Source organism: Exiguobacterium sp. s39, from assembly GCF_018618925.1.
GTDB classification, from domain to species: domain Bacteria; phylum Bacillota; class Bacilli; order Exiguobacteriales; family Exiguobacteriaceae; genus Exiguobacterium_A; species Exiguobacterium_A abrahamii.
Genome location: NZ_JACSNA010000001.1, coordinates 530,533 through 556,249, shown reverse-complemented (window position 1 = coordinate 556,249; position 25,717 = coordinate 530,533). Strand labels below are relative to the sequence as shown.

27 protein-coding genes are annotated in these 25,717 nt (G+C 46.0%); 3 read left to right on the top strand and 24 right to left on the bottom strand.

Features of this window, described 5'->3' with window-relative positions; genetic code table 11:
- Positions 1–12: 12 nt before the first annotated feature.
- The 5 genes from KNQ11_RS02840 to KNQ11_RS02820 all read right to left on the bottom strand — a co-directional run bounded on the left by KNQ11_RS02840 (position 13) and on the right by KNQ11_RS02820 (position 7,554).
- Positions 13–3,219, bottom strand: coding sequence for a GH36-type glycosyl hydrolase domain-containing protein (locus KNQ11_RS02840; protein WP_214769415.1), 3,207 nt, complete (start codon positions 3,217–3,219; stop codon positions 13–15).
- Positions 3,179–5,383 (bottom strand): beta-glucosidase BglX, encoded by a 2,205-nt coding sequence (gene bglX, locus KNQ11_RS02835; RefSeq protein WP_214769413.1) that lies wholly within the window; start codon positions 5,381–5,383, stop codon positions 3,179–3,181. The genes KNQ11_RS02840 and bglX overlap by 41 nt, the downstream gene beginning before the upstream one ends.
- Positions 5,384–5,552: 169 nt before the next feature.
- Complete coding sequence (locus KNQ11_RS02830) at positions 5,553–5,831, bottom strand: hypothetical protein (RefSeq protein ID WP_214769411.1); 279 nt, start codon at positions 5,829–5,831, stop codon at positions 5,553–5,555.
- 102 nt (positions 5,832–5,933) lie between these two features.
- Positions 5,934–6,731: a transporter substrate-binding domain-containing protein gene (locus tag KNQ11_RS02825; RefSeq protein WP_029341356.1), complete on the bottom strand. Its 798-nt coding sequence runs from the start codon at positions 6,729–6,731 to the stop codon at positions 5,934–5,936.
- Positions 6,724–7,554 carry a transporter substrate-binding domain-containing protein gene (locus KNQ11_RS02820; RefSeq protein WP_214769409.1) on the bottom strand — a complete coding sequence of 277 codons (831 nt, stop codon included), beginning with the start codon at positions 7,552–7,554 and terminating at the stop codon, positions 6,724–6,726. Before KNQ11_RS02820 ends, KNQ11_RS02825 begins: the two co-directional genes overlap by 8 nt.
- A 264-nt stretch (positions 7,555–7,818) precedes the next feature.
- On the opposite strand from KNQ11_RS02820, the gene KNQ11_RS02815 reads away from it, so the two are divergent.
- On the top strand, positions 7,819–8,457 hold the full coding sequence (locus KNQ11_RS02815) for an SDR family oxidoreductase (RefSeq protein ID WP_214769406.1): 639 nt from the start codon (positions 7,819–7,821) through the stop codon (positions 8,455–8,457).
- A gap of 53 nt (positions 8,458–8,510) precedes the next feature.
- Here the strand turns inward: KNQ11_RS02815 and KNQ11_RS02810 are convergent, their stop codons facing one another.
- The 12 genes from KNQ11_RS02810 to KNQ11_RS02755 all read right to left on the bottom strand — a co-directional run bounded on the left by KNQ11_RS02810 (position 8,511) and on the right by KNQ11_RS02755 (position 19,570).
- Entirely contained in the window at positions 8,511–9,128 is a 618-nt protein-coding gene (locus KNQ11_RS02810) for a hypothetical protein (protein WP_214769403.1), read from the bottom strand.
- A gap of 18 nt (positions 9,129–9,146) precedes the next feature.
- Positions 9,147–10,280: a hypothetical protein gene (locus KNQ11_RS02805; RefSeq protein ID WP_214769400.1), complete on the bottom strand. Its 1,134-nt coding sequence runs from the start codon at positions 10,278–10,280 to the stop codon at positions 9,147–9,149.
- Positions 10,281–10,564: 284 nt separating this feature from the next.
- Positions 10,565–11,092, bottom strand: a complete 528-nt coding sequence (locus tag KNQ11_RS02800; protein ID WP_214769398.1) for a DUF2812 domain-containing protein — start codon at positions 11,090–11,092, stop codon at positions 10,565–10,567.
- Positions 11,085–11,414 carry a PadR family transcriptional regulator gene (locus tag KNQ11_RS02795; RefSeq protein WP_214769396.1) on the bottom strand — a complete coding sequence of 110 codons (330 nt, stop codon included), beginning with the start codon at positions 11,412–11,414 and terminating at the stop codon, positions 11,085–11,087. The genes KNQ11_RS02800 and KNQ11_RS02795 overlap by 8 nt, the downstream gene beginning before the upstream one ends.
- A 126-nt stretch (positions 11,415–11,540) precedes the next feature.
- The gene (locus KNQ11_RS02790; RefSeq protein WP_214769394.1) at positions 11,541–11,960 is read right to left on the bottom strand and encodes a universal stress protein; all 420 of its coding nucleotides are present in this window, start codon (positions 11,958–11,960) and stop codon (positions 11,541–11,543) included.
- 19 nt (positions 11,961–11,979) lie between these two features.
- Complete coding sequence (locus tag KNQ11_RS02785; RefSeq protein ID WP_214769392.1) at positions 11,980–13,443, bottom strand: SulP family inorganic anion transporter; 1,464 nt, start codon at positions 13,441–13,443, stop codon at positions 11,980–11,982.
- Between the two features lie 202 nt (positions 13,444–13,645).
- Positions 13,646–15,304 carry an FAD-dependent oxidoreductase gene (locus KNQ11_RS02780; RefSeq protein WP_214769390.1) on the bottom strand — a complete coding sequence of 553 codons (1,659 nt, stop codon included), beginning with the start codon at positions 15,302–15,304 and terminating at the stop codon, positions 13,646–13,648.
- Positions 15,305–15,324: 20 nt separating this feature from the next.
- Entirely contained in the window at positions 15,325–16,629 is a 1,305-nt protein-coding gene (locus tag KNQ11_RS02775) for an arsenic transporter (protein WP_214769389.1), read from the bottom strand.
- A gap of 132 nt (positions 16,630–16,761) precedes the next feature.
- Positions 16,762–17,076 carry an ArsR/SmtB family transcription factor gene (locus KNQ11_RS02770; RefSeq protein ID WP_029341347.1) on the bottom strand — a complete coding sequence of 105 codons (315 nt, stop codon included), beginning with the start codon at positions 17,074–17,076 and terminating at the stop codon, positions 16,762–16,764.
- A gap of 182 nt (positions 17,077–17,258) precedes the next feature.
- The gene (locus KNQ11_RS02765) at positions 17,259–18,269 is read right to left on the bottom strand and encodes an ABC-2 transporter permease (protein ID WP_149427106.1); all 1,011 of its coding nucleotides are present in this window, start codon (positions 18,267–18,269) and stop codon (positions 17,259–17,261) included.
- Between the two features lie 68 nt (positions 18,270–18,337).
- Positions 18,338–18,760: a MarR family winged helix-turn-helix transcriptional regulator gene (locus tag KNQ11_RS02760; protein WP_214769387.1), complete on the bottom strand. Its 423-nt coding sequence runs from the start codon at positions 18,758–18,760 to the stop codon at positions 18,338–18,340.
- 75 nt (positions 18,761–18,835) lie between these two features.
- Positions 18,836–19,570: a nuclease-related domain-containing protein gene (locus tag KNQ11_RS02755; protein ID WP_214769384.1), complete on the bottom strand. Its 735-nt coding sequence runs from the start codon at positions 19,568–19,570 to the stop codon at positions 18,836–18,838.
- 130 nt (positions 19,571–19,700) lie between these two features.
- Between KNQ11_RS02755 and KNQ11_RS02750 the strand changes: the two genes are divergently transcribed.
- Positions 19,701–20,006 carry a hypothetical protein gene (locus KNQ11_RS02750; protein ID WP_035398001.1) on the top strand — a complete coding sequence of 102 codons (306 nt, stop codon included), beginning with the start codon at positions 19,701–19,703 and terminating at the stop codon, positions 20,004–20,006.
- 43 nt (positions 20,007–20,049) lie between these two features.
- Here the strand turns inward: KNQ11_RS02750 and KNQ11_RS02745 are convergent, their stop codons facing one another.
- Genes KNQ11_RS02745 through KNQ11_RS02730 form a run of 4 tightly spaced genes read right to left on the bottom strand, consistent with a single transcriptional unit; the run spans position 20,050 to position 22,220 of the window.
- Positions 20,050–20,424 carry a cupin domain-containing protein gene (locus KNQ11_RS02745; RefSeq protein ID WP_064300137.1) on the bottom strand — a complete coding sequence of 125 codons (375 nt, stop codon included), beginning with the start codon at positions 20,422–20,424 and terminating at the stop codon, positions 20,050–20,052.
- A gap of 15 nt (positions 20,425–20,439) precedes the next feature.
- A complete protein-coding gene (locus KNQ11_RS02740) occupies positions 20,440–21,186 on the bottom strand; it encodes an SDR family oxidoreductase (RefSeq protein ID WP_214769381.1) in 747 nt (248 codons plus the stop codon).
- Positions 21,187–21,211: 25 nt separating this feature from the next.
- Entirely contained in the window at positions 21,212–21,661 is a 450-nt protein-coding gene (locus KNQ11_RS02735) for a cyclophilin-like fold protein (protein ID WP_149427103.1), read from the bottom strand.
- Complete coding sequence (locus KNQ11_RS02730; RefSeq protein ID WP_064300139.1) at positions 21,654–22,220, bottom strand: DapH/DapD/GlmU-related protein; 567 nt, start codon at positions 22,218–22,220, stop codon at positions 21,654–21,656. Before KNQ11_RS02730 ends, KNQ11_RS02735 begins: the two co-directional genes overlap by 8 nt.
- 114 nt (positions 22,221–22,334) lie before the next feature.
- Here KNQ11_RS02730 and KNQ11_RS02725 point away from each other — a divergent pair, with 114 nt between their 5' ends.
- The gene (locus KNQ11_RS02725; protein ID WP_214769379.1) at positions 22,335–23,213 is read left to right on the top strand and encodes a LysR family transcriptional regulator; all 879 of its coding nucleotides are present in this window, start codon (positions 22,335–22,337) and stop codon (positions 23,211–23,213) included.
- A 40-nt stretch (positions 23,214–23,253) separates the two neighbouring features.
- Here the strand turns inward: KNQ11_RS02725 and KNQ11_RS02720 are convergent, their stop codons facing one another.
- The 3 genes from KNQ11_RS02720 to KNQ11_RS02710 form a co-directional block, all read right to left on the bottom strand.
- The gene (locus tag KNQ11_RS02720) at positions 23,254–23,799 is read right to left on the bottom strand and encodes a class I SAM-dependent methyltransferase (RefSeq protein WP_214769377.1); all 546 of its coding nucleotides are present in this window, start codon (positions 23,797–23,799) and stop codon (positions 23,254–23,256) included.
- A gap of 326 nt (positions 23,800–24,125) precedes the next feature.
- Positions 24,126–24,863 carry a Bax inhibitor-1/YccA family protein gene (locus tag KNQ11_RS02715; protein WP_050677017.1) on the bottom strand — a complete coding sequence of 246 codons (738 nt, stop codon included), beginning with the start codon at positions 24,861–24,863 and terminating at the stop codon, positions 24,126–24,128.
- Between the two features lie 57 nt (positions 24,864–24,920).
- Positions 24,921–25,712 carry an AAC(3) family N-acetyltransferase gene (locus KNQ11_RS02710; RefSeq protein WP_064300142.1) on the bottom strand — a complete coding sequence of 264 codons (792 nt, stop codon included), beginning with the start codon at positions 25,710–25,712 and terminating at the stop codon, positions 24,921–24,923.
- Between the last annotated feature and the right edge of the window lie 5 nt (positions 25,713–25,717).

Genomic DNA, 25,717 nt, shown 5'->3' with positions numbered 1-25,717 from the left:
TCCTGTCCTACTTTAGAGCGGAAGCTCGATTTGCAGTTCGTTTCCACTTGGAAGTATCGTGTTTAACGCCTCACGTTGCAATAGATAACCACCTTGACGATAACGATTGGATTGATTTGAAAGATTGAGCAGTTCTCCATTCCATAAAATGCGTCTTTGTTCACCCCGTGTGATTCGAATACGACAAGGGATATCGAATAGGTCCATCTGGATAGTTCCGGTTATGACTGGATCAAGAACTAGTCCATCTGAACGCTCTCGAATCCCTAAGACGTTCGTCATTAATTGATTCAGCCAAATACCTGGTCCACTCGAGTAAATTCGCCATCCCCCTTTAACCGGAATCTTACCTTCTTTCAATTCGTTCCAACGTTCTTGCGCTTCGTAACGCGTCGTAAACGCAGCATCCGAGCTACTGAAATACGCATTTCTCTGACGGTGGACTGCTTTCGGCACTTTTAGATCCACAGGATTAATGACGTCAAATGCTTCCGTTATGCTCTTTTCATCAGCTCCGATTTTCGCCAGTGCTTCAATGTAACGAATATGGGCATGCACGTACTGCAGCCCAATTTCACGACCGACATTAGCAGCTTGTTCTGCCCGCATGAAATGACGACTCACACCACCACGATATTGTGCTGGTCGGTCCATCAAACGCACACCATCCGGGAACTTTAAATGTTCTTCAATGATCTTTAAGTTTTGCATAGCTTGTTCTGGTGTAACGAGTTCTCCGATGATACTACGGGTCAGCGGTAACAAACGATATTTCATTGGTAGTCCATCATCTGTGGGATGAATCATCGGATGATATCCATCTTCTTCGACTCGTAAAAATCCAGGGATGACCCCGTCCAGAATCATGTCTGACTGGAAGGATTGTTCGATGGTAGTAGCTAGTTCCGCTAATCGCATGCTTAATGACGATTGTGGTAACTCGTTTGCTAACGTACGGAATGTTTGAAATGTCAACGCTACCGTCCAAGTACTGATTAATTTTTTCTTTAACGCATCATCTGCTGGTTGTAACGTATCGTCCCAATCTCCTCCGCCGTATGCGGAAAAGACACTGTTCGGTACGAAATCCTTTTCAATCCGTGCACACGCTCGTTCCACATGATGCAAGAGCGATTGTTTTAGTGTTTCCTGACCGGTCTCGGTTCGATATGGAAGCAGTTCATCGAGACATGCCCAATCGTGTGTTCGCTGAAGATAATCTGCGCAAGCCTTCAGTGGCCAGACAATCACATCACCATGGCTATCCTCCTGCTGGATACCAGCATATTCATCAAACATGAACCATTGTGGCCAATGTCCTGCCTCGAATTGATGTGAAAAAATCTGAAGCAGTAATGCGCGAGCTTCTTCAAAATGACCGAACGCCAGTAAAAATTCCATCGGACCTTGCGATACGTCGCGTGTTCCCCATGCAGCACCACCGTATTGCTCTAAGCCGTGCGGTGATTGGTAATGAATCCGCATGTTTTGGATGTACCAGTCTACTTGAAACTGTAGAGCATTCGCGTCCTGCCAGACGTCTTCAAATTTGAGGTTTTTTCGATAAGCAGCCTTCCATTGATCGAAGGACTTCCGTTCTTCGTCAGCATTGAATTCACACTGCATTCCTGCACCCATTCTCATAACAAGATGATCGGTCGCTCCGACAGATAACCATACCAAATCGTCTACGATTGGCTGAGTTAACCATTCAGATGTGGAGCCCGTTGAAAAAGGCTGATCTATTTCAAGCGTGTATGTCAAATCAGGTAGAATACGTTTACTCAATGATTCTTTTGTTGCCGTAAAATGAAGGCGTGCTCCTACCCGTTCCATTTGAAACGGCACATCATATTCTTGTGTGTGCATCGTCACTTGCTGACTGATTTTCATCGCACGCGGATATCGCGTCTTAACCGTCGTCTCAAGCACAGGTCGCTCAGCACCAATTGACGTACGGACTTCAATCGTCTCGTCATCTAAGAAGTAGTACCAGATTACTTCGTTCCATCCCATTTCAAAAATCGAAGGTAACGCTAATAATTGATAGGCTTCCTTTTGCTCAATGTATATGCGTTGCCCAGATGTTTTAGGGATGTTCAAAGGATTTCTGACGTTCGACATCCACTTGTTGTAATTCGTATTCCCATATACGATGTGCGAATTGAAGACACCATTCATATGGACTGTTGTCGCCAATTTCTTTTCTGTTGGCGCTAAACTTCCCGCATTTAATAAGATGCTTGCATGACTACGCTCAACAAGAAGTTCCTTTTCTTTTAGAACAACATGATGACCATTAGGTGTAAAGAAGGACAACAACTGTGTTCCTTCCCATTCTTCAAGCAACCTTTCCGGATACAAACCGTCAAGTTGTTGTTTCGTCGCTGTATTCCCGACAATCGTCTTTGGTGTTTGTAAAAAAGCCGTACGGTGATGTCCCTTCCGTTCCTCCTCACGCTCATATAAAGGTATAAATTGATCAATCGATTGTTCATCAAGTGCTTCTTCCATCGAAGGAATGAACCGTAGCTCAAATTGGAAAGATAGCTCTCCAGCTGATTCTTTGACAGCTGTTCGAATCGTCGGTAATGCGAACTCATACTGATTTATTCGAGAGGGTAAGTGTGCATTTAATCCCTCTGCTACATTCGTTTGCCGAAATGACGCACCATACACATCGAATCCATCCGTCGCAAACTCTTCGATTCGATCATGCGAAAGAATCGCAACGCTCGGAAAGCCTGTCGACTGTCGCTGGTTTTGTCGAGCCAATATCCCATGTTCGATCGCGACGTAGTCAATGTACTGTGCCATATATGCCTCATTCGTACGTACACCGGCTTCGTCAGCCAGTCCTAAATCCTGTGTATAGGTTACGTCAAATTCTCCTTCCCCAATGAGTGAGACTTTAAAATGCATTCCAGTCGTGTGAAGACTTGCGACGACCTCGTATCCGAATGTTTCGTAGTCACCTTTCCAGCTGATCGTACGCTCAGATATTGCTAGTTTACTAGGCGAATGGATACCAAGTAACGGTAAGGCCACACTGGAACCATGACGAACATATACATTCATCAAGGATTCATTAAATGGATGATGAATCAATTGATTGATCATGATACCTTGGTAACGGATTTGACGAATGTCGCCGCCTTCAGTCAGTGTCACACTAAATTCATCGTGTCGTAGATGTGGAATGGTCGTTAATGTGTTCATCAAATTGCCCCTTTTCAACAGTCTGTTTCAACCAAAATTTTTCATGTAATGCACATGTACTATCCGTACCAACATAGAGAATGAATTCACCAGAATCCGCTTTAACCGAACCGTCCGGATGTTGATACATCAACATCGAAGCATCGATACGGAATGTCACTTCTCGACTGGAACCGGCTTTCACAAGAACGCGTTCATATCCTTTTAATTGACGTAAGGGACGTGACACATCAGCAACCGGGTCTTGCACATACCATTGAACGATTTCTTCCGCATCTAATGTGCCTTCGTTCGTAACAATAACGGATGCTTCCCATGCAGTTCCCTCCGGCTGCTCATATAGCCTTAACTGCGTATAGTTAAAATGGCTATAACTTAATCCAAAACCAAATGGAAATAACGCTTCATTTGGAGCGTCCAGGTATTTGCTTGTATAGCGTGGATCAGCGCCTTCGATCGTCATTGGTCGACCCGTCGGTAAGGCATCGTAACGTAATGGCAACTGACCGACATGATACGGAAATGAAATCGTTAGTTTTCCAGAAGGAATCACATGACCATACAGTAAACGGTGAATCGCTCGTCCTGACTCTGTTCCCGGATACCATGCTTCAAGCACTGCATCGGAATGATTAACGACATCTCTAAGATCGAGTGGTCGCCCGTTGAATAGCACGGTCACGATCGGTTTTCCAAGTGTCGCAAGTTTTGCCAATCCATCGCGTTGTGTTTTCGGCAAACGGATATCCGTTCGACTTCCAGCTTCTCCACTCATCCAAGACGCTTCACCTAAAGCTATAAGAATCACATCTGCTTGCGCCGCTACTTCCATCGCCCAATCCCAGTCAATTTCCGTATCAATCGTTGATCCTTCTGCAATAACATAATCAATGTTCGCTTCATCAAACGCCTCTCGAATGGAAACCGCTTCTTCACGTTTTCCGTTGCCTGCCCATGGACCAAGTACGTCCGTTGAAGCAGCAAACGGTCCAATCAACGCGATCCGCTGATCGTCTGCTAATGGCAGCACTTTATCATTTTTCAGTAAGACACAACTTTTTTCAGCTAAACGCCGTGCCGTATTCCGATGACCTTCAGATAAGTGGACTCTTTTCTCAAGTTCGGGATCAATGCCACGATAAGGATCTTCAAACAACCCAAGATCTTGCTTTAACATAAGTATTCTGCGTACTGCTTCGTCTAATAAGTCCATCGAAACGACTTGATCATCGATCTGTTGTTCCAAATGATTTAAGTAAGCACCTGACATCATATCGATATCGACGCCCGCTTTGATTCCTTTTTCTCCAGCTTCAGCAAGAGAACCCGCGACACCATGCTGGATTAATTCCTTAATAGAAGACCAATCCGAAATCGTGACCCCGTCAAACTCCCACTCTTTTCGAAGAATTTGGCGTAACAGATACGTACTAGCTGTTGCGGGAACACCATCAACGACGTTGAAGCTTGTCATGATGAGTCGGGCACCCGCTTCGATTGCCCGTAGATAAGCCGGTAAATAAAACTCTCGTAATTCACGATCCGACATATCAACCGTATTGTAATCACGACCACCTTCAGCGGCACCGTAAGCCGCAAAATGCTTGACGCAAGCTGCTAAAGAATCAGCTTGTTTTAAATCCTTGGATTGATAACCACGTACGAAGGCTGCCGCATATTCTCCATTGAGCCAAACATCCTCACCTGTCGATTCCATGACACGCCCCCAGCGCGCATCACGTACAAGATCCACCATTGGCGAAAAAGTAACATGCAGTCCCGAAGCTGTTGCTTCGATAGCAGATTGACGTGCCATCATTTCCACTTCGTCACTATCCCACATAGAAGCAAGCGCCAACGGAACTGGATAAATCGTTCGATGACCATGAACGATATCCGCCATGAACAATAGTGGAATTCCTAATCGATTATGTTTTAAATAATTTTGCTGAATGCGAAATGCCTGTTCTGCTTGATGAATTCCGATGACAGATCCTAATTCATAACGGTTATCCTCTGTCAGACCACTTTCCTCCATTAGTTGAGCCACTGGTCCAGTCACAGTATCAGATGTCTGTGGATCATAGACAGAAGGAAGAATTTGAACGAGCTGTCCGATTTTTTCCTGTAGCGTCATTTGCTGTAGTAAAGCTTCAACGTTCATCTATCAGCACCTCTTCTCCCTTAAATTTATCGAAACGTTTCACCTGTTAATCAAAATTATAAGCGCTTTCATAAAAATCTTCAACCTTTCTTTCGAAACGTTTCGATAAAATGAATAAAAGTAAGAACTCTTCCTTTTCAGAAAAGAGTTCTTACTTTGTTTAGATTCTTTATGACCAAATATAAATGCCATATACTACACCAACAGACGCCACAAGCGTCGTACCGATTGACACCAGCATCATCGTTAATCCGATTCCTTTTAATCGAACGACTCGTGCCAACGCGAGACTAAACGAAAGCACTGTACCACTCGCAAGTACAATCGCCCCTGCGAATAACAATGTAGGATTGATCCATGCATCTCCGATGACGATCCATCCATAAGTGATACAGGCAAAAAGAACGGTCATGATGAGCCATCGCCTCGCTGACACGTTTTTCAACATATTGATTCCTCCTAATTTGCTTCTATATACTTGTTCGCCCTTTCCCATTAGATTCCTGTTACTAAAAAATCGTGCCTCCTGTTATACGGAGACACGATTCCTTTATGATGCTACTTGCCATTTCTCTTTTAATTGCTCCATCTCTTCTTGACCTTCGTGCGATTGCATCCACAGATTGAATACATCAACAACGTCCCCTTCCGACTCTCGGACGAGGTAGCTCTTCTCCGCCGGAATCCATTTTTCTTGAATTCTTGGTGCCGCGAGTCGTTTGTCGAGCGCTTCATAATGAATCGCCTCGACCGTATCGGTGATCATGACATCGACTTCGCCCGATGCGACCGCATGCGGGATGTCGAGATTTTGTTCATACATAACGATGTTCGCCTTCGTGAACGTCTTACGGACGAACTGTTCATTCGTTCCCCCTGGATTTAGACCAATCGTCACGTCTGGACGATTGATTTGTTCGATCGAAGCAAGACGCTTAGCATCTTCTTTACGGACGAGTGGTGTCTTTTGGAACGACAGATAACTCGACGTGAAGTCGCCGATGATCTCGCGCTCGATGTTTTTCGTCACACCCCCGACGACCATATCGAATTTTCCGCTAGCAAGATCAGCAGACAGCGTCGGCCATGTCGTCGGAACGAACTCGACATCGATGCCGGTCGTCTTCGCGAAAGAACGGATCACTTCGATATCGAACCCTTCGTACTCGTTCGTCTTCCGGTTCAAGTAGGTGAATGGTTTATAGTCCCCGGTCGTTCCGACGACGATTTTTTTCGTCGCAAAGACGTTCTTCGCTTGTACACGTCGTGGTTGCTCCGTTTGCCATAGCGTCAGTAAGCTTGCAAACAAGACTCCACCTCCGACGACGATCCATCCCCATTTACTCATGTGCTCCCGCTCCTTTCGCTCCGACCGTCTCACGTGTCGAGACGATGTTCCATTTTTTCTTCAATTTTTGAACTTGTTCTTGCCCCTCTGCACTTTCAATCCAGACCCGGAAAACGTCTCCAAGCTGTTTTTGGTCCGGTTTCATCAAATACGCCATCTCGGCTGGTTCCCATGCCTCTGTCAGTTTCGGCACCGCAAGATCGAGTTCTGTCGCGTAATGCAACGCCTCGATGTCGTCCGTCACCATGACATCGACTTGTCCGCTTTGGACGGCTTTCGGAATATCCAAGTTGTTTTCAAAGACGGTCACATCTGCCTTCGGAAAATGCTTCTTCACGAACGCTTCGTTCGTTCCGCCCGGATTGACACCGATTTTGACTGCTGGATCATTGATTGCAGCGAGCGAATTCAAGCGTTCGACATCTTTCTTCTTTACGAGCGGTGCTTTTTGAAAGGAGAAATACGACGATGTAAAGTCTCCGACGACCTCGCGCTCGACTTTCTTCGTGATGCCACCGACAGCGATATCAAACTTTCCTGATTTCGTATCCTCCGATAATGTCGGCCATGTTGTCTTGACGAACGTCACATCAAGATTTGCTGCTTTGGCGAACGCTTGGATGACATCGATATCAAAGCCTTGATAACGATTCCGGTCCTCGTTCCAGTATGTAAAGGGCTTATAATCCCCCGTCGTTCCGACGACCAGCTTGTGGTCTTCGAAGATGTCATGTGCTTCGGCATCCGTCTGTTGATTCCAGATCATCCAAGCGGCAACGCCTGTCAAAACAAGTCCTGCCAGTAGCCATGGTTTTTTTCTCATCGTATCTCTCCTTTCTGTTTCGTCGTTGCCCATTCACCGAATATTGCTACAATTTAACCTAAATGATTTTCGGTGTGGGTAATAGTCATTATCCTACCACACTTACACGTGATTTCAAGATAATTTGACGATTTTATGCATAAAAGCATTAAAAAGATGTTTTGATGACGGTTACAGTTCTACAAGTCGTCTCTCTTTACAGAAACCCCTCGTCTTTTCCATACTGAAACAGAATCATCAAATCGTGAAATGGAGGAATGGAACATGAGTCAGATTTTCATCATTGGTGCAAATGGTAAAGTAGGTCGTCACGCTGCTCGCTTACTGCAGGATTCGGAGCACGATGTCAAAGTAGGATTACGTTCCAAGGACCAGTTCAGTGATTTTGAGAAATTAGGTCATACCCCGTTCCATCTCGATCTTGAAGCGGACGTCGCGACAATCACTGATGCATTACAAGGATCAGATGTCGTCATCTTTACGGCAGGATCCGGCGGTCACACAGGAGCGGACAAGACGATGCTGATCGACTTCGATGGTGCCGTCAAATCGATTGAAGCAGCGGAAGCAATACGTGCAAAACAGTTCATCATGGTCAGTGCCTTGAATGCCGATTCGCCGGAAACATGGTCTGACAGCATGAAGCCGTATTACATTGCAAAACGCTACGCGGATCGTGTCCTGAAGGAATCGTCACTTAACTACACGATTCTTCGCCCAGGCGGACTATCAGATGAAGCCGGCACAGGAAACGTCACAACGGATCCGTCCGAACAAGCAACTAAAAAAATTCCGCGCGAGGATGTCGCACGCGTCATATTGGCAGCAATCGGTCATGACAAGGCGTCGAAGCAAGTCGTCACACTACTCGAAGGTGACACACCGATCAACGAGTTATTCTAATACAAAAGCTCACGTCTCGATTTCCGAGACGTGAGCTTTTTTGATCAAATGAATCATTCGTATAATTGGCGATACATCACGAGCATCGTCTCACCAATGACGGGTAACGACGCCGGAATGTCGATCCAGCGCTGGCTATCTTGATCAAAATACAGCCCTTCCGTACGCATCTTCTCTTTTGTGTTGATCTCATCGAACTCGAGAAACATATCCAGCTCATCATCCGCCTTTTGAAAGTCGTCCCACGGTCCGGGACCATAATAAAAGAGTAGTCCTTCCGCATCGTAGCCAGCAAGCTCGTTCAATGCCCATTCCAAATGTGCTTCAGACTTGGCAGATGTCCTGACGGAGTCGGCTAGTGTTTGATGAATTCCAAATCCGTTTCCACTAAGCAAGTGACGTTGCTGATTCCATTCCCAGATATTTTTCCAGCGTTGCATGAAAATGCCAAACCGATATGCTTGTGTTACTTCGTCCCGTTCTCGCACGTCATATGACCAGGAAATTTTCTCTCCACTGATCCACATACTTACGTGAAAGTTTCCCTCACGCGCTTCATCATCTTGTAAAGAAGACCAATCTGATTGCTGTTGCTCTAGATACGTGAACAACGGAAGTCGGTCTCCCGCTTTTTCTTCAAATTCAAATTCAAATCGCTCGATACGGTTCAAAACATCTTCCCCCCTGCCTCACTCAATCACAAAGTCGATTCCAATCGGTCCTTCAACCGGCATCTCGTGAAGCAACTCATACTTTTGATTCGTAATGAGCAGTTTCCCTTTATCCGGGTGTTCAGGGTCAAATTCGATGAAGTATGATTTTTTCGTCTTGGGATGAATATATAAGTACTTGTACCATTTGTCTGATTTCCAAAATTTCGGTATGATTTCCTGGACCGAGAATGATTGACCGAACGTCCATTTGACTAAAATGTGGCGATCCCGGTTTTGATTATCACGAGAAAATTGCTGAACGACTTGAATTCCTTGTGTTGCATCAATCATTCGAATCGGATCGGTACTATCAAAATTCGTATTCTGAAGAAACGGATAATATTGCTCGGTTTGTTCACCTGCCTCATTGATCCGAATCATCCAGCCATCCGTACTAGCGAAGTATGCCGTATCATCCTTTCCATAAAGTGCTGAGTATGCATATGGTTCATCTCTTTTCCGATATACGACTGGTTTTTCAGTCCGCTTATCCAAAAAAATCATCGCTGCTTTTTCTTCTTGTTCATGATCGCTACCAATACTGGCATACGCTAAATGCTGCTTCAATTCAATCATCATCGAGTTTCCTGGTTCGAAACGCGCAGGCGTCTCATAGTTTTCTTTTGTATCAAAATTAGAAAAGGTGTGCGAGTAGCCTGTTCCTTGAGACGAGCGCTGCGTCCCGGTTTTATATGAATTCAACGTCTTGAACCATGTATTCGTACCAAAGTGTTTGATCGATTCCATCATGGGATCGTGCTTGAAATACGTCACATTATGTTGAACAAACCGTCGTTTCGTAAAATCGAATGTATGGAAGTGATTCGGATATCCTGCGCCAGAGGCATACAACACATTCGGCGTACTCGGTTTTTGAACAAGCGTCATGTTCGTGATTGTAGGATCATGGACCTGACGTTCGTTTAGTACCTGTCCTTTCATGTTGATCGTGATAATCGAACTGTAAGCAAGTTCAGGATCATTCGTTTTCCCTTGTCCCTGTCCTGGATAGACCAACATCACGGTGTCTTGTTGAGGACTAAACTCGATGGCTGTAATCGAAGAACGTGGTAGGACAGTTGCGTTCGCGCGATCCTGTTGCACTTTCATCCAGGTCGCTAAAAGGATACTTCCACTGACAAAAAACACTAGACTAAAAAAGATCTGCTTTTTACGGATAGACTTATCCATTCGATTCATGACTCCTTGACTTGTTTATTTAAACAGTTATTTCTACCTAGTTATACACTGTTTGATCGATGTATTACGTCTTTCTTACAACACTGTTAGACGAATTGACCAACTTTACAACATCCTCCTGAACTCTAACCACTAAAAAAATCCTCACGTTTCATTTAGAGACGTGAGGATTTTTGAAATCAGGTTATATTATTTTAATCTTGCTCCGCAATGGCACGCAATCCACGTAACGTTTGAATTTTACGTTCGTGGCGTTGCATCACGAATGAGAGACCCGTCACGATTGCGAGATTGAACCAGATCATCGTGTCGGTAATCGGATTAAACAAATTAATGAGTACTGCAATGATATTAACCAAAAAAACGACTTTGTAGAGTTGCAAAATCCGGTGTTCGTGATGGATCTGTGAATCAAAGTCCGAGTACAAATGAAATGGTTCATCCGAGGTCCGTTTTCTTAAGAAGACCCAGCGGAACGATGTATCCACGACTTCGATATCCATCTCTTCCAAAAACGCAAAGTAATCCTGCGACTTCGGATGCTTTGGCATGTTTTCTAATAACTCAATTCGATACGTGTACATACCAGGTTCACCTTTTATGAATACATAACGTCCGAGTCGAAACTGCTGTAAGTACCAGCCGTTGTTTGCCATCTCATTTAACCACACTTCTTCTTTTGCATAATCAGCGTAAAAGCGATAGACCGTTTTACTACTCACCTTGATCCACTCCCATCGTTTCTTGTCCATGTCGCACGAGTTCTTTTAATCGATCTAGCTCTACCTGTAATCTCTCCCGCCCCTGATTCGTCATGATGTACTCTTTCTTTCGCCCTGTTTCTTGCTCGATCGCTTCAATCCACCCTTTATCGACCAGACTGCTGAGTGCGCCGTACAATGTACCAGCAGCTAACTTGACTCGATCATTGCTCAACTCCTGGACGAATTGCATGATGCCATAGCCATGACGGGGTTGTTGAAGTGAAAGTAAAATATAATACACGGCTTCTGTTAATGCTGTCTCCTGGACTGTTCGTGCCATTTTCCCACTTCCTTACTACGTCTTCCGTTATATCGTCTCCCGATACACTAAAAATATCCTATTCCATGTAAAATGACAAGAAAAAAAAATACCTAGAGAATCTCTAGATATTTTTGATGTAGTACTTTATTTTACAATCATGACAGGGCTTTTCACGCGTTTTGCAATTTTATGACTCACACTTCCAAGCACCATCTCTTGCAAACTATTTAAACCCCTGCTGCCGATAATCGTCACATCAACTTTCTGTTTGTTCGCATGGTCAACGATTGCCGGACCCGGATCTCCTTTTAGAATCGTCACATAGTAGGAAACATTCGCTTCCTCCAGTTTTTCTTCAACCGCTGATAGTTTTTTTCGTCGGGCAACTTCGAGCGCTTCTTTTCCTTCTGTATGCAGTACATCATCTTTCACCTTCGAATAATCAGCGACGAAGACGACTTCAATTTTGCTTCTCTCACTCAGTCGAGCAACTTTGATCGCTTCTTCGGTCGCACGGACCGAATGTTCTGAACCATCAACCGCTAATAGAATATGTTCGTACATATCGTTCACTCCCTTGTATTTAATGAATAGGCATCTTCGCGGTCGGATCGTTATGAATCGCAAGGCGATCGATTAGCTTTTTACTTTCAGGATTCAATCCACTAATTTCAACATGATTTTGATTCGCCATCAGACGAATCATCACTTTGTCGATCGCCCCTACTCCAGAATCATCCCAAATTTGAGTCGACCCAAAATCAATCAAAATCTTTTCGTTTTGAATTTCGTAATCAAAGGAGGCAATGAAATGGTCAACCGATGCGAAAAATAATGGACCTTTCACGCTGTAGACGATTCTTGCCGGCTTCGTTTGTTGCGTGACCTTAATTTTTGATACTTTCGCAACAAAGAACAACGCGCTTAGAATGACGCCTGCGATAACACCGACGGACAAATCATGCGTAGCAACAACGATGAAGACGGTCGCAAGCATGACAAACGCATCTGCTTTTGGCGCTTTCTTGATATACGTAAAGGATGACCAATCAAATGTTCCGATTGATACCATGATCATGATACCGACAAGGACAGGCATCGGAATTTGAACGACTAGATCACCGAGGACAATAATCAAGAACATTAAAAAGATACCGGCGACGAGCGTTGATAATCGACCACGTCCTCCTGACTTTATATTGATGACCGATTGTCCGATCATCGCGCATCCCGCCATACCACCGAAGAATCCAGTGATGACGTTCGCGATCCCTTGCCCACGTGCTTCACGATTTTTCTCACTTTCAGTACCTGTCATGTCGTCGACGATCGTTGCTGTCAATAGTGACTCCAATAATCCAACGATCGCGAGTGCCAATGAATACGGGAAGATGATTCGTAAGGTCTCAAAATTCAAAGGAACATTTGGTAAGAAAAAGGACGGTAAAGAACGTTGAATTGCTCCTAAATCTCCGACTGTTCGCAAATCAGCATTAATGTTGATAGCTACTACTGTTAAGACGACGATGGCAATCAATGGAGCCGGAATCGCCTTGAAGAAACGCGGCACGACATAGACGATCAATAATGTAATGGCAACGAATACATAGGTCATCGTCGAGATTCCGATGAAATGTGGGACTTGAGCCATAAAAATCAAAATTGCTAATGCATTGACGAATCCGATCATCACTGCTCTTGGAATGAAACGCATGACTTTTGCTACTTTCAATACGCCAAAAATCATTTGAATGACACCGGTCAATATTGTCGCTGCTAATAAATGCTCGACGCCATGTTCTTTGACAAGTGGCACCATCAGAAGCGCCATCGCTCCTGTCGCAGCTGAAATCATCCCCGGTCGTCCACCTACGAATGCGATAATGACGGCTATACAAAACGATGCATACAATCCCACCATTGGATCAACCCCGGCAATGATTGAAAATGCGATTGCTTCAGGAATCAGAGCAAGCGCCACAACGATTCCCGCTAACATGTCACCTCTAATATTTGAGAACCACTGTTCTCTTAAACTATCTTTCACTCTCATTTTCCACCTTTCCTATCTGTATTTTTTATATTGATTTAACCATCCATCTTTGGATGAAAGATCGTCTGTGTCTATCGACAGTCTAGCACCACCGTTCCCAAAAAGGAACGTTTTTAGTTTGAATTTTTATATTTCTTTATAAAAAAAAGCGTGAGAACGCTGAAATTCAGCAGTTCTCACGCTATATCATGTGTGATTATGATAGACACTTTTTGATATGTTGATAGTTCTTGTTCCCACCTGATAAGTTGCATACATCCGTAAATCCAAGATTTTTCAAGACATTTTGCGCAGCATTCCCGGTTACCCCTTTATTACAGTAGACAATCGTCGGTAACGTCGGATCCAATTCCTTCGCGCGTGTCCGCAGTTCACCAAGCGGAATATGGATCGCTCCATCAACATGATTTTTTTCAAATTGTGCTTTCGAGCGTGTATCGATGATTTGGAACGACTTCCCATTCGCGACTTGGTCAATTAATTCGTTCGGTGTCATCAAACGCGCTGTTTTTTTGATGGCATTATCGAGTGCCATTCCCGTATAGAGAACGGGATCCTTCGTCGTCGCGAACGGTGGAGCGTAAGCTAAGTCGAGATGGAATAAATCCTCTGCCTTCGCTTTAAAGGTGATCGCTGTCGCTAGGACATCAATCCGTTTGTCGACACCTTGCGGACCTACGATCTGGGCTCCGAGAACTCGCCCTGTTGCCCGATCGGCAATCGCTTTGATCGTCATCTCTTTCCCGCCCATGTATTCCGGACGATCTGGTTTGATGTTATGCAAGACTTCGATGTCATAGCCTGACTCACGCGCTTCTTTTTCCGTCAACCCCGTTTGAGCGACAGTCAAATCGAACGCCTTAAAGATTCCTGTCCCTAAAATACCACGGTGCTCCGCTTCTTCTCCGGTAATGACCATTCCGGCAATCCGTCCCATCTTGTTTGCTGTTGAACCAAGCGGACGATAAAGTGCCTCACCCGTGATGACGGAGAAACTCTCTGCGACATCGCCGACTGCGTAGACATCGGCTACATTCGTCTGCATGTGACGGTTGACTGCGATCGCCCCTGTTTTACCGAGCTCCACACCGATCTGTTTCGCAAGACCCGTGTTCGGCTTGACGCCAACAGATAAAATGACAAGATCCGTCTCGATCGTTTTTCCACTCTCAAGCGCGACCTCAGAAATACGTTCTTCTCCGTTGAACGCTGTCACGGATTCGCCAAGCAAGAGGGATACCCCTTTATCTTTCAAATGATCCGCTACACGTTCTGCCATATCGCGATCAAGTGGCGGCATGACTTGCGGCAAGCGTTCGACGAGCGTGACTTGAATACCGCGATACGTTAATTGCTCTGCCATCTCGAGTCCGATGAATCCTCCGCCGACGATCGTTGCCGTTTTCGGATCATGGGCATCAATATAGGACCGGATCGCGTCGGCATTGCGGACATTTCGAACCGTAAAGACATTCTCATGCTCGATTCCCGGAAGTGGTGGAACGATACTTGAAGCACCGGTTGCCAGCACTAACGTATCATATGTGTCCGTGAATCGATCCCCTGTCTTAAGATTGACGATGGTAGCTGTTTTTGTCGCATGATCAATCGATTCAACTTCGTGTTGTGTATGAATATCGATGTTATACCGTTTTTTAAAGAAAGCGGCATCTCGCGGTGTCAATTCGTCGATGTCAGCGATCTCCCCACCGACGAAGTAGGGAATCCCACAACCTGAATACGAGATGTCCTGATCCCGATCATAAATCGTGATTTGCAACTCTTCACTGTTACGACGTGCTTTTGCTCCTACTGATGTTCCCGCAGCAACTGAACCAATAATCATCAATTTCATCTCTAGTTCCTCCTTAAAAATCAATAAAGTATCAAGCTGATATACAAGCCAAGCAATGTGATGGCAAGTGTCGGAATCGTCAGAATCGTTCCAATTTTAAAGTATTGACCCCAACCAATCTTCACGCCTTTCGTCCGAAGCACGTGTAACCAAAGTAATGTCGCTAAACTACCAATCGGCGTGATCTTCGGTCCTAAATCGGATCCGATGACGTTCGCATAGATGAGCGCTTCTCGAATCGTTCCAGTCGCCTGGCTCAAATCGATCGCAAGGGCATCAATCATGACGGTCGGCATGTTATTCATGATGGACGACAAGATGGCAGCCAAGAAGCCCATACCAAATGTCGCGGCTGCTAAATTCGTCGCAAAGCCATCAATGATGTCAGCGAGAACTTGTGTCAATCCTGCATTTTGAAGTCCGTAGACGACGATGTACATTCCAAGTGAGAAGAAGACGATCGCCCACGGTGCACCACCGATGACCTTTTTCGTCGGTACGCTCGGTGAACGACGTGCCATCAATAAGAAGAACAAGGCGATGATTCCAGCGACAAGACTGACTGGAATGCCGATGACGTCACTCGTAAAGTATCCGACGACAAGCAAGATGAGTACGAACCAAGATAACTTGAACATCCGTTGATCCTTGATCGCTGTCGCGGGTGCGACGAGTTGCGCTACATCGTAATTCTTTGGGATACTCTTTCGGAAATAGAGATACAAGACAATCAGACTGCCTACGACAGAAAAGAGATTGACGAATACCATCCGTGACGCATACTCCGTAAACCCGATGTTAAAGAAGTCTGCTGAGACGATGTTGACGAGGTTCGAGACGACGAACGGTAAACTGGCCGTATCGGCAATGAATCCGGAAGCGAATACGTAGGCTAACACGACATAATCCGGAAGTTTCAAGTGACGAACCATCGCGAGGACGATTGGTGTCAGGATCAATGCTGCCCCATCGTTCGCGAATAAAGCCGCAACGACAGCACCAAGTAATGTCATATACACGAATAGTTTGACACCACCACCTCGCGCGATGCGTGCCATGTGGAGTGCCGCCCATTCGAAGAATCCGATCTCATCAAGAATCAATGAGATGATGATCAGGGCGATGAACGTAAAGGTGGCATTCCAGATGATGCCCCAGACAGTCGAAACATCATCGAGATTGACGACTCCCGTCAATAGCGCAACGAGTGCCATCCCCATCGCTGAGTAACCGATGCCGAGTTCTTTCGGTTGTTTAATGATTAAGAATAAGGTGATCAGAAAAATTCCGATCGCTAGTAAATGTGTACCGGTCAATGCGTTCACTTCATTTCTGTATTAAATTTCGAGTGGCTTTGTTAACGATTCGCCAATCTTGAACGTGTCATCAAGAATGGAATATCGTCTCGATTCCAATGCCTTGCTCGTGCTAATCCATTTCATCCACGGTGTGTGTCCTTAGCAACTTCTGTCCGGGATGTCCGGAGTGTCCATTTCTTCTAAAATCGTCAATAACAACTTGTGTTGCGGGTGATCTGGATTGATTCGAAAATAAATCCATTGTCGTTCACGTCGTTCCAAGATGAGATGGGACTGACGCAATAATTTTAGATGACGACTGACTGCAGGTTGCGAAATATCAAACATTTCGACGAAATCACAGACACAATGTTCCCGAACGTGTAGTCTTCGCAAAATTTCAAGACGTGTTCCATCGCTCAGTAGCTTTAAGAACTGACTCATCTCTTCTACCCGTTTTGCTGTCTCGATCACTGGAGAGTCCTCCTTTCTCTTAAACGTATAATCCATGCCTGATACAGGAGCGAAGTTATCAATTTCGCTTTTCACATAACCATATTATTATATAACGTTTTTGTTATGCAATGATTTTTTCATAAATCGATCTCAAATAAAAAAATCGCCATCCCATTCGATGACGATTCTTCTTATATTCTTCATGCAACAACACGTTGTGCTTGTCGTTGCTCCCTCCAACTCAGCACTAAGCACGTTATGATAAAACTACCGAAACAAAGCAGGGATAAATGCAACACTTGCGTACCGATGGATCCATTCATGAATAACAATCGACTGAATCCAGCCACGGCATTCGGAACAGGTAAGAACGTTCCGAGGGATTGATAAAACGGTGCCAGCATCTTCGCCGGCACGATGTTTCCGGCAGTCATCAACTGGAACGGAATCAACGCAACATTGACGAGTGGAGCAATCGGTCCAAATATCGCAAAGTTCATCTGCGTGACGGCGATACAGGTCGCTACGACGAGGAGCTCGAACGCCCACAGTTTGATGAATGGTGTCGTGATGTCCGTTAATACATGTGCCATGGAAACGAGCAGTAATGGAACGACCAAAAGAACGATCCCGTGCAACAGTTGGCGACTCCAAAATAGCGACCAGATCGAATGACGCTTACTTAAGATCGTACTGACAAGATTGAATTGAATCCCCATCGTCATCGTCGCGATATAGATGACGAACCCGAGGACGAGTGGCAGCATCGACAAGGCAAAATCCGAGACGGCATGCTCCGTGACGATCGATGTCGTAAACGTTGGCTCACCATTCAACTGTTTGCCGATCGTTTCCGTTGCCCGCTCGAGAATCGCATTCGCGAATTCGGCATTCGTCTGGCTGACGTGTGCCGTCAGTTGACGCGTTGCATCATCCTTTTGTAGAACGAGATCGACTTCATTGGCATCGAGTGCTTCCAATCCTTTCACTTCGGTCGAAAGTGCTTGGACCGTGAACGGTGCTTCCTTTAGTGATTTGACGAACGGGTCATTCACTTCGCCAACGACACCGACGTTCAATTGATCGAGCCGTTCCGTCGTTCCTTCGTAACCAGTCATCCAAACGACGAGGAACAAGAGCGGGACGACGATTGCGAAGACGAGCCCCACTTTCGTTTGTGTCATTGACCAGACATCTTTCCATGCTTTCATATTACAATCTCCTTTTACATGCATTACTTATAATATCATGTGCAACTATATATCCGAAGGAAAACCATTCACGTCACATTCCGGTGAATGGTCTCAAGTGTATCTTTTAATTGCTCGATTTGCTCTCGCGATAGTCCACGGAACGCTTCGAGTTGTAGCTGATCGAGCTCTGGCCCGAGGCGATCGACGATGTCGCGTCCTTCTCGTGTCATCAAGAGCAGAACCGCTCGTCGGTCCCGGGGGTCCGGCGTCCGAACGATTAGTTCTTTTTTACCGAGCTTATCCAGAATCTTACCGATCGTCGTTTGATCACGTTCTGTCACGAGTGCCAGCTGCTTTTGCGAAACACCATCTTGTTTAGCGAGTTCGCTCAGGACAGAAAACTGCTCCGGTGTCAGTCCGAACGCTTCCATCCGTTTAGCAGCAGCACGTTTGAACGCATAATAACTACGGGATAATTGCATGCCAAGCGACCATTCCGATTCTTTCATCCCATCATCTCCATATAGTTGCACTACTTATTATTTATTCACTATACCTGAAGAAGAACAAGTCCGTCAACGGTCTCATTTTGCCTGGCGTTGACGAATTCCATCGATATGCGCTTGTTGCGTGGCACGGTCGACTTGTGAATGAACCCCGAGTTTCCCTGCAATCGTATCGACTTGACTTGGTGTCAATGGCTTTCCAGTCGCGAGTTGCTCGATCGTCTTACGTAAGACGTTTCGTTTCAAGACACGGACATGCGCTGAATCGACCGTGATTTTTTTGAGTTCACAGCGTTCGCTGAAAACGATCAAGGAGTGAAAGAGCGCAGGATCCGTTCCTTCTAAGAAGCGTTGCATGCTTTTGAGATGCCCTTCATTTTGTTTGATCGGATTATAAAACCGTTGCTTGAAACGATTCTGGAACTGCTGCGTCCACTGACGGTCCTGCTCGCGTCCGAAAATCCACCCGCTGTAGTTTTTCGATTCGAGTACATAGATGCCACTTTCATGAATGAACGTCACATCAATCTCCATCGTTCCTTCTCCACGCGCACGTGGTAAGTATGTATTAAAGACATAAGTGCCGTATCCGGAAACTTGATCGAGTTGACGTGTCGTCAAGTACTCACCCCATTTCCCTTTATCACGAACGATTCGCAAAAACGGTTCGCGCGTTAAACGATAATAACGACTACTGTGATACGAACTGCGCTTTACAAAGAAAAACAGACCAAACGTTCCGAAGAAGAATAGCACCATGATCAGTCCGATTTGAATCAAGAATGGTAAAAATGTCACTAACACATTGTCCACTAGATTTATCTCCTTTCCATATTAACCCTTTATTTTCCACTATATCAGCATAATCAATTTCCACCTCATTTTCCACTATTTGTTATGGAGACTGTCCTATGGTACGGTGAAACAAAGGAAGGTGTTCACTATGGATTCTGTCGTCACGTTCGCACCACTGATCGTCTTATTCTTCATCTGGATGTCCTTATCACAAAAAGCGGACGAAGCGAAACGCCGCCAACAAACGATTCTGAAGAAGCTACAACGGATCGAGGAGCACCTCGGTCTGAATGAGGTGTCACTAGAAGAAGCAGCGTTACAAGTCGAATTAGTTCAGTTGCTTCATGAAGGAAAGACGGTTGAAGCTGTCAAACGCGTTCGAGAGACTCTCGGATCGTCTTTGCTCGAGGCAAAACAATACGTCGATCAACTGAAAAGCGAGCACGGACTATGATCAAAAAGACCATCTGACAGCGAAGTTCAGATGGTCTTTCTATTCATTCCGTTACTTCATATTGTTCGTCCGAAACTGCCTCGAGCCAGAGTGGTGTCCCAGCAGTGATCGCAATGTGCGAAAACCAGGAAGACCGTGTTGCCCCGTGCCAATGCTTCACACCATCATGCGTGACGACGACATCTCCTGCTTGCAAATGTCGAGCGGGTCTCCCTTCTTCTTGATACCAGCCTTCCCCTTCCGTGACGAGTAGAATTTGATATCCCCCATCATGCATGTGCCAATGATTCCGCGTCTCCGGCTCGAACGTCACATGTGATACGGAAACGGGCAACGATTCGTCGACGAGTGGTGCTAAATAACTGATACCTGTGAATACCTCTTGATACGCTTCGTTCTTTTCGCCTCGTGGAAACATTAATACTCCTCCTTTTTACCACGGTTGAGTCGTTGGACCGACCGTAAATTCGCTCACGTTCGTATCCTCTGGTTGATCGATCGCAAAGGCGACGATCCGCGCGATACTCTCTGGTGAGATACCGTATTGGTCATATAGTGCCGTCATTCCTTCAAGCGACTCCCCGTGTGAGATCGTCTCGAGCAATTCGGTATGAATCGCTGCCGGATAAATCGTCGCCGTTCGGATGTTCGTCCCTTCTTGCGCCGACTCCATCCGTAAGACTTCCATTAAGTTACGTACTGCCCATTTCGTTGCGCCATATACAGCTCCACCCGGATACGCCTTAAGACCTGCTACGGATGAGGTCGTCAGAATATGCCCCGCACGTTGGGAGGTGAATGTCAGCATGACAGCTGCAATCCCGTTCAAGACACCTTTGAGATTGACGTCAATCATTTGATTCCACTCGTCTACTTGTAAAGCAGATAGTGGAGAACTCGGCATCAGCCCCGCGTTGAGGAAAATTGCATCAATTCGACCATACGCCGTCAATGCTGCTTCGATAAGTCGTTGATTATCTTCCAGTTTCACGACGTCTGTCTCTTGGTATATTGCTTCCCCACCGTCCGCTTGAATCGAATCGACGAGTTTCGCCAGTCGATCATTGCGACGTGATCCTAACACTAGCTTTGCCCCCTGCTTTGCAAGTAAGCGTGCTGTTGCTTCTCCAATACCTGAACTTGCTCCTGTGATGATAATGACTTTTCCTTGAATGGCCATGATGATGACGTCCTCTCTTGTTTTCTTATTGTTGCGTGCTCATTTGAACACGTACTGTATCAGCTGATAATAGTTCAGATAATCGATTCGGTTCGACCCAACCAATTCGCGTGTATTGAATATCTGTTTGAAACGACTCGTAAAATAGGACGAGACAATCTGATCCATACAGCATGAGATCTCCCGCTTGCACCGTTCCGACATACTTTGGATTCGTCGGTAACGAGAATGGAACGTAATGATACTTTTCATTCCCATTCAACTCTTTCATCTGCATCGTCAGCGGCAATCTTTTTTGCAATGCCATCGCTGTCTCATTGTCCGCAAAACGAATCGGGACGGTTGTTTCATCGATTTGAAGCAAGACGGATTTCAGCTCCTTTTGTTCTAGATCACTCGGTCGTGACGATTCTTTCGTATCGGTACATCCACTCAACAGAAAAAATGTAAGCAGACAACAGTACCATCTATTCATCCGACACCTCGACCGTTCGAATGATTCTCGCTGGAGTGCCTGCGACGATCGTACGGGGCGGAACATCGCGTGTCACTGTTGCGTTCGCTGCGACGATCGCATCCTCACCAATCGTCACGCCAGGCAAAATCGTCGCCCCGGCACCAATCCAAGCATTACGCCCGACATGAATCGGCGCTGTCTCAACGCCACCTCTTTTCGTCGGTGATTCCGGATGGTTGACAGTCAGCAACCGTGCGAACGGACCAATTAAGACATGATCGTCTAGCCGAATCGACCCAAGATCCGTAAACATGACACCTCGATTGAGGAAAACATGTTTGCCGATGGATAAATGCCGTCCGAAATCCGTAAATAGAGGCGTTAAGACTCTAACAGACGAATCGATGTCTTGCCCTGTGATCACGGCAAGCGCCTGTCTCCTCTCTTCTTGTGAGACCACTTGATTCAATCGCTGTAATTCCGGTTCGATTTCATCTTGAATGGCATGAATGCGCTCAAGGACCGGATCCGCTGGAAGAATCGTATGTTCTCTTACATAGGTTTGCAGTTCAGTCATTGTACATCCTCCTTTCTTTTGATCGCTTGGTCTCATCTTACGGCTGACAACCATTCATGTCTAATGCTAATATTAAGTAATAAATCATACGTTTTTTGCATGGATAGAGGTGGAATGATGGAATTACAACAATTACGCTATTTTTTAGCTTTAGTCGAAGAAAAAAATATTACAAAGGCGGCACGGATCCTTCGTTTGTCGCAACCGGCATTATCGCGTCAGCTGCAACAACTAGAAGAGACGATTGGGGTCGAATTGTTCGAACGCTCGAAGCAAGGGCTTCGTTTGACTGAAAAGGGACGATTCTTTGAAGAGCGCGCACGCGAGATGGTTACACTAGCAGATAAGGTATTGGTCGACTTGAACACAAAAGAAGTATTGACGGGTGAAATTCATATCGGTGGTGGCGAAACTCAACAATTGACGACGGTGTTGCAAGCGTTTAGAGAGTTACACACCATTCATCCTGATGTAACGATTCGTATGTACAGCGGCAATGGGAATGATGTACTCGACCGGCTCGAAAAGGGATTGCTCGATTTCGGACTTGTCATTGCTCCGTTCGATCTATCCGCATTTCATTCCTTTCGGTTGCCCGGTCAGGACCGTTGGGGGATCTTAACACGTCGTGATGCCTCGATCGCACAGTCTAAGACGATTTCACGAGAACAACTTGTCACCCTCCCGTTACTCTTATCCGAGCAGACACAACTCGATACGTATTTCCGTGAACAGAGTGGTCTAACGCTTGAGGATTGTCAGATCATCGGAACATATAATCTGTTGTTCAATGCGTCCTTACTCGTACGCCAAGGAGTGGGTCACGCTCTAGCAATCGATGGCATCATCGATACGACCGCTTCCGATCTAATCTTTCTTCCCCTTGATCCTCCCGTCGTCTCGGACGTCCATTTGATTTGGAAAAAGGAGGCGACTTTATCGCCCAGTGCGCGTGTGTTACTGCGAACGATCAAGGAAGGATTTCATTCATAAGAAAACGGTGAGCACCTATTTGGGCGCTCACCGTTATTTGTCATTTCGATTTGATTGCATCAAGAATCAACGAAGGAAATCTCATCTGTTCTGCATTCCGGGGATCATATCGCTTCGAACGGAAAATGACACCGTCTGCGCCATCCCAGTCCGCTTGATGGAAGATTCCATCCTGATCGAAATATTCGAGAAGACGCACCTGAAATCCAGCCTCTTTAAATACTTGTCGTAATGTTTCGTGCGTATAAACGATTTTGTGACTCGCCGCTGGATGGTCATTTGGACCGGGTCCATCGACTTGAACAATCGATTGGTATGCGTCATCCCGAAAATAACCGTCCGGCACAGCACAACGGACGTATCCCCCTGGTGCAAGGTATGTATAACAATGACGTGCCGCGTCAATTCCTTCTTCGAACGTCAAGTGCTCCCAGACATGTTCCGCAAGAATCGCTTGCAACGTGTCGTTCGAACACAATCGTTCCCAATCGGACCGATTGAGTAGATTCAGCTCATCTTCCTGTGTATGATACCAACCGGGATTGTTGTGGTACGGTCCTGCTCCAATGACGATACGTTCTTTCATATGGGATCCTCCTTCTCGTTTCACCACTCTTTTATTTCTCATTTCACATAATTATCCCTTCTTGCGACAAAAAACGAGGCTGACTCAACAAAAAGAATGACGCGTCTTTTCACGCCCTTTCCTCAGGCGAGACACAAGCCAGTTTTCCTGCCTTATTCAAGCAGGAAAGCGGGTCTTGATTGTCTCTGACAGCGCAAAGATGCGCTTTTTCCTGTAGGAGTTGCGTGAAACGCGTCATTCTTTTTATTATGAGAAAAGGGTGGCAGATCATCATTCTGCCACCCCTATCTTTGTAGAGACTGACTTTTGAGTCAGCCCCGTTGCTGTTAATCCCGCGCCGCGAGGCGATATAAGAGATCGAGTAATTCGATATAGAGCCAGATGATCGTCACGATCAATCCGAATGCTGCAACCCACTCCATCGATTTTGGAGCACCGGCGCGAACTTGTTGCGAGATAAAATCGAAGTCCATCACGAGTGACAGGGATGCCACGATGACGATGACGAATTGAATACCAATCGCAAGCGGTGAGCTACCTGTCATGAATGGGAGATCGACACCGAATAACGAGAGAATCAAGTTGACTGCGTACAAGACGAAGATCGAGAGAATCGCTGCTGTTACCGCAGAACGGAAACGTTGCGTCACTTTAATCATGCCTGTCGAGTAGACAAACCACATCGCGAACGCAACGACGAAAGTCGCAAGAACCGCTTTCCCGACGATACCTGGGTACATGCTTTCAAAGACGAGCGACAATGCTCCGACGGCGACACCTTCTGCCAACGCATAGACCGGTGAAAGGACCGGTGCTGTTGCTGGTTTGAATGTGATGATCAAGGCAAGGATCAGACCGATGACGAATCCACCGATTAATGCCGGGAATAGGAACGCTTGGTTTTCTGCGAGGAAGAACCAACTTCCCCCTGCTGCTGCCGTGACGAGAGCGAGCATCAAGAAAATCTTGCTCATCGTCCCGCTTTTTGTCATTGGTCGTTCTCCGACACGTGCCGTATCGAATCCGCGACGCAATGCCGGGTTTACTTTAAAACGTGAAGCCATTGCTTTCACTCCTTTTTATGATTCTGTTTTCTACTACGAAGGTTTCCCGAAAAAGTTTCAAAATAACCATTGATCGAGCGCTTTTAATTGCAACATGACGACTGGGATCGAGGCTTTGGCATCGATGCGGTAAGATTTCGCTTGTCCGATCAGACCGGACGTGACGAAATCGGCACTTTCCAACGCTTCGCCAATCGGTCCAAACGCGTCACTATCGATTTGACGATGTCGGTAGTGAATGAATCGTTCCGTCGTTCCTTCTTTGACTTTACAACCATCCTCGACGTCCGGACGATTCAACCCGTATTCCGCGTAATGCCAGACGGTCGTCGTATCCCAAGGAGAACCGATATGCAGAATTTGGCCGTCCGCCTCGATGAAGCGTTCGATTGGTGAACCGGGACCGAAGCCATTTTCTAATGTATGATTGGCAACGAATGTCGCCGCATCTTTCCCCCAGGCGGTCACGGACCACATCGGATGGTTGCTTCGAACGACACCCGGATACGTTCGGAAGACTTCCGGGACGCGACCGATGCCGCGTGTGACCGTTTTTGCCGGGTCATATGCCGGCATTTCCCGGCGGATCGTTTCCCACCATTCTTCAGGCACAGCCGGTTGGCTCCAGTTCTTCGGATCTGAATTATCGGTACTTTGCGCCGGCATCATGATTAACCCATCCGTCGTGACGACTTCCTGTAAGGCCTCAATCAATGCTTGTACGCCACCGGGAATCCAGCCGATTTGTTTGAGAGACGAATGGACGAACAGCTTCATGCCGGGAGCCACACCTAATTCGCGTAACGCCTCTTTGATTTGTGATTTTGTGACCATGTTTCGTGTTTCCATCGATC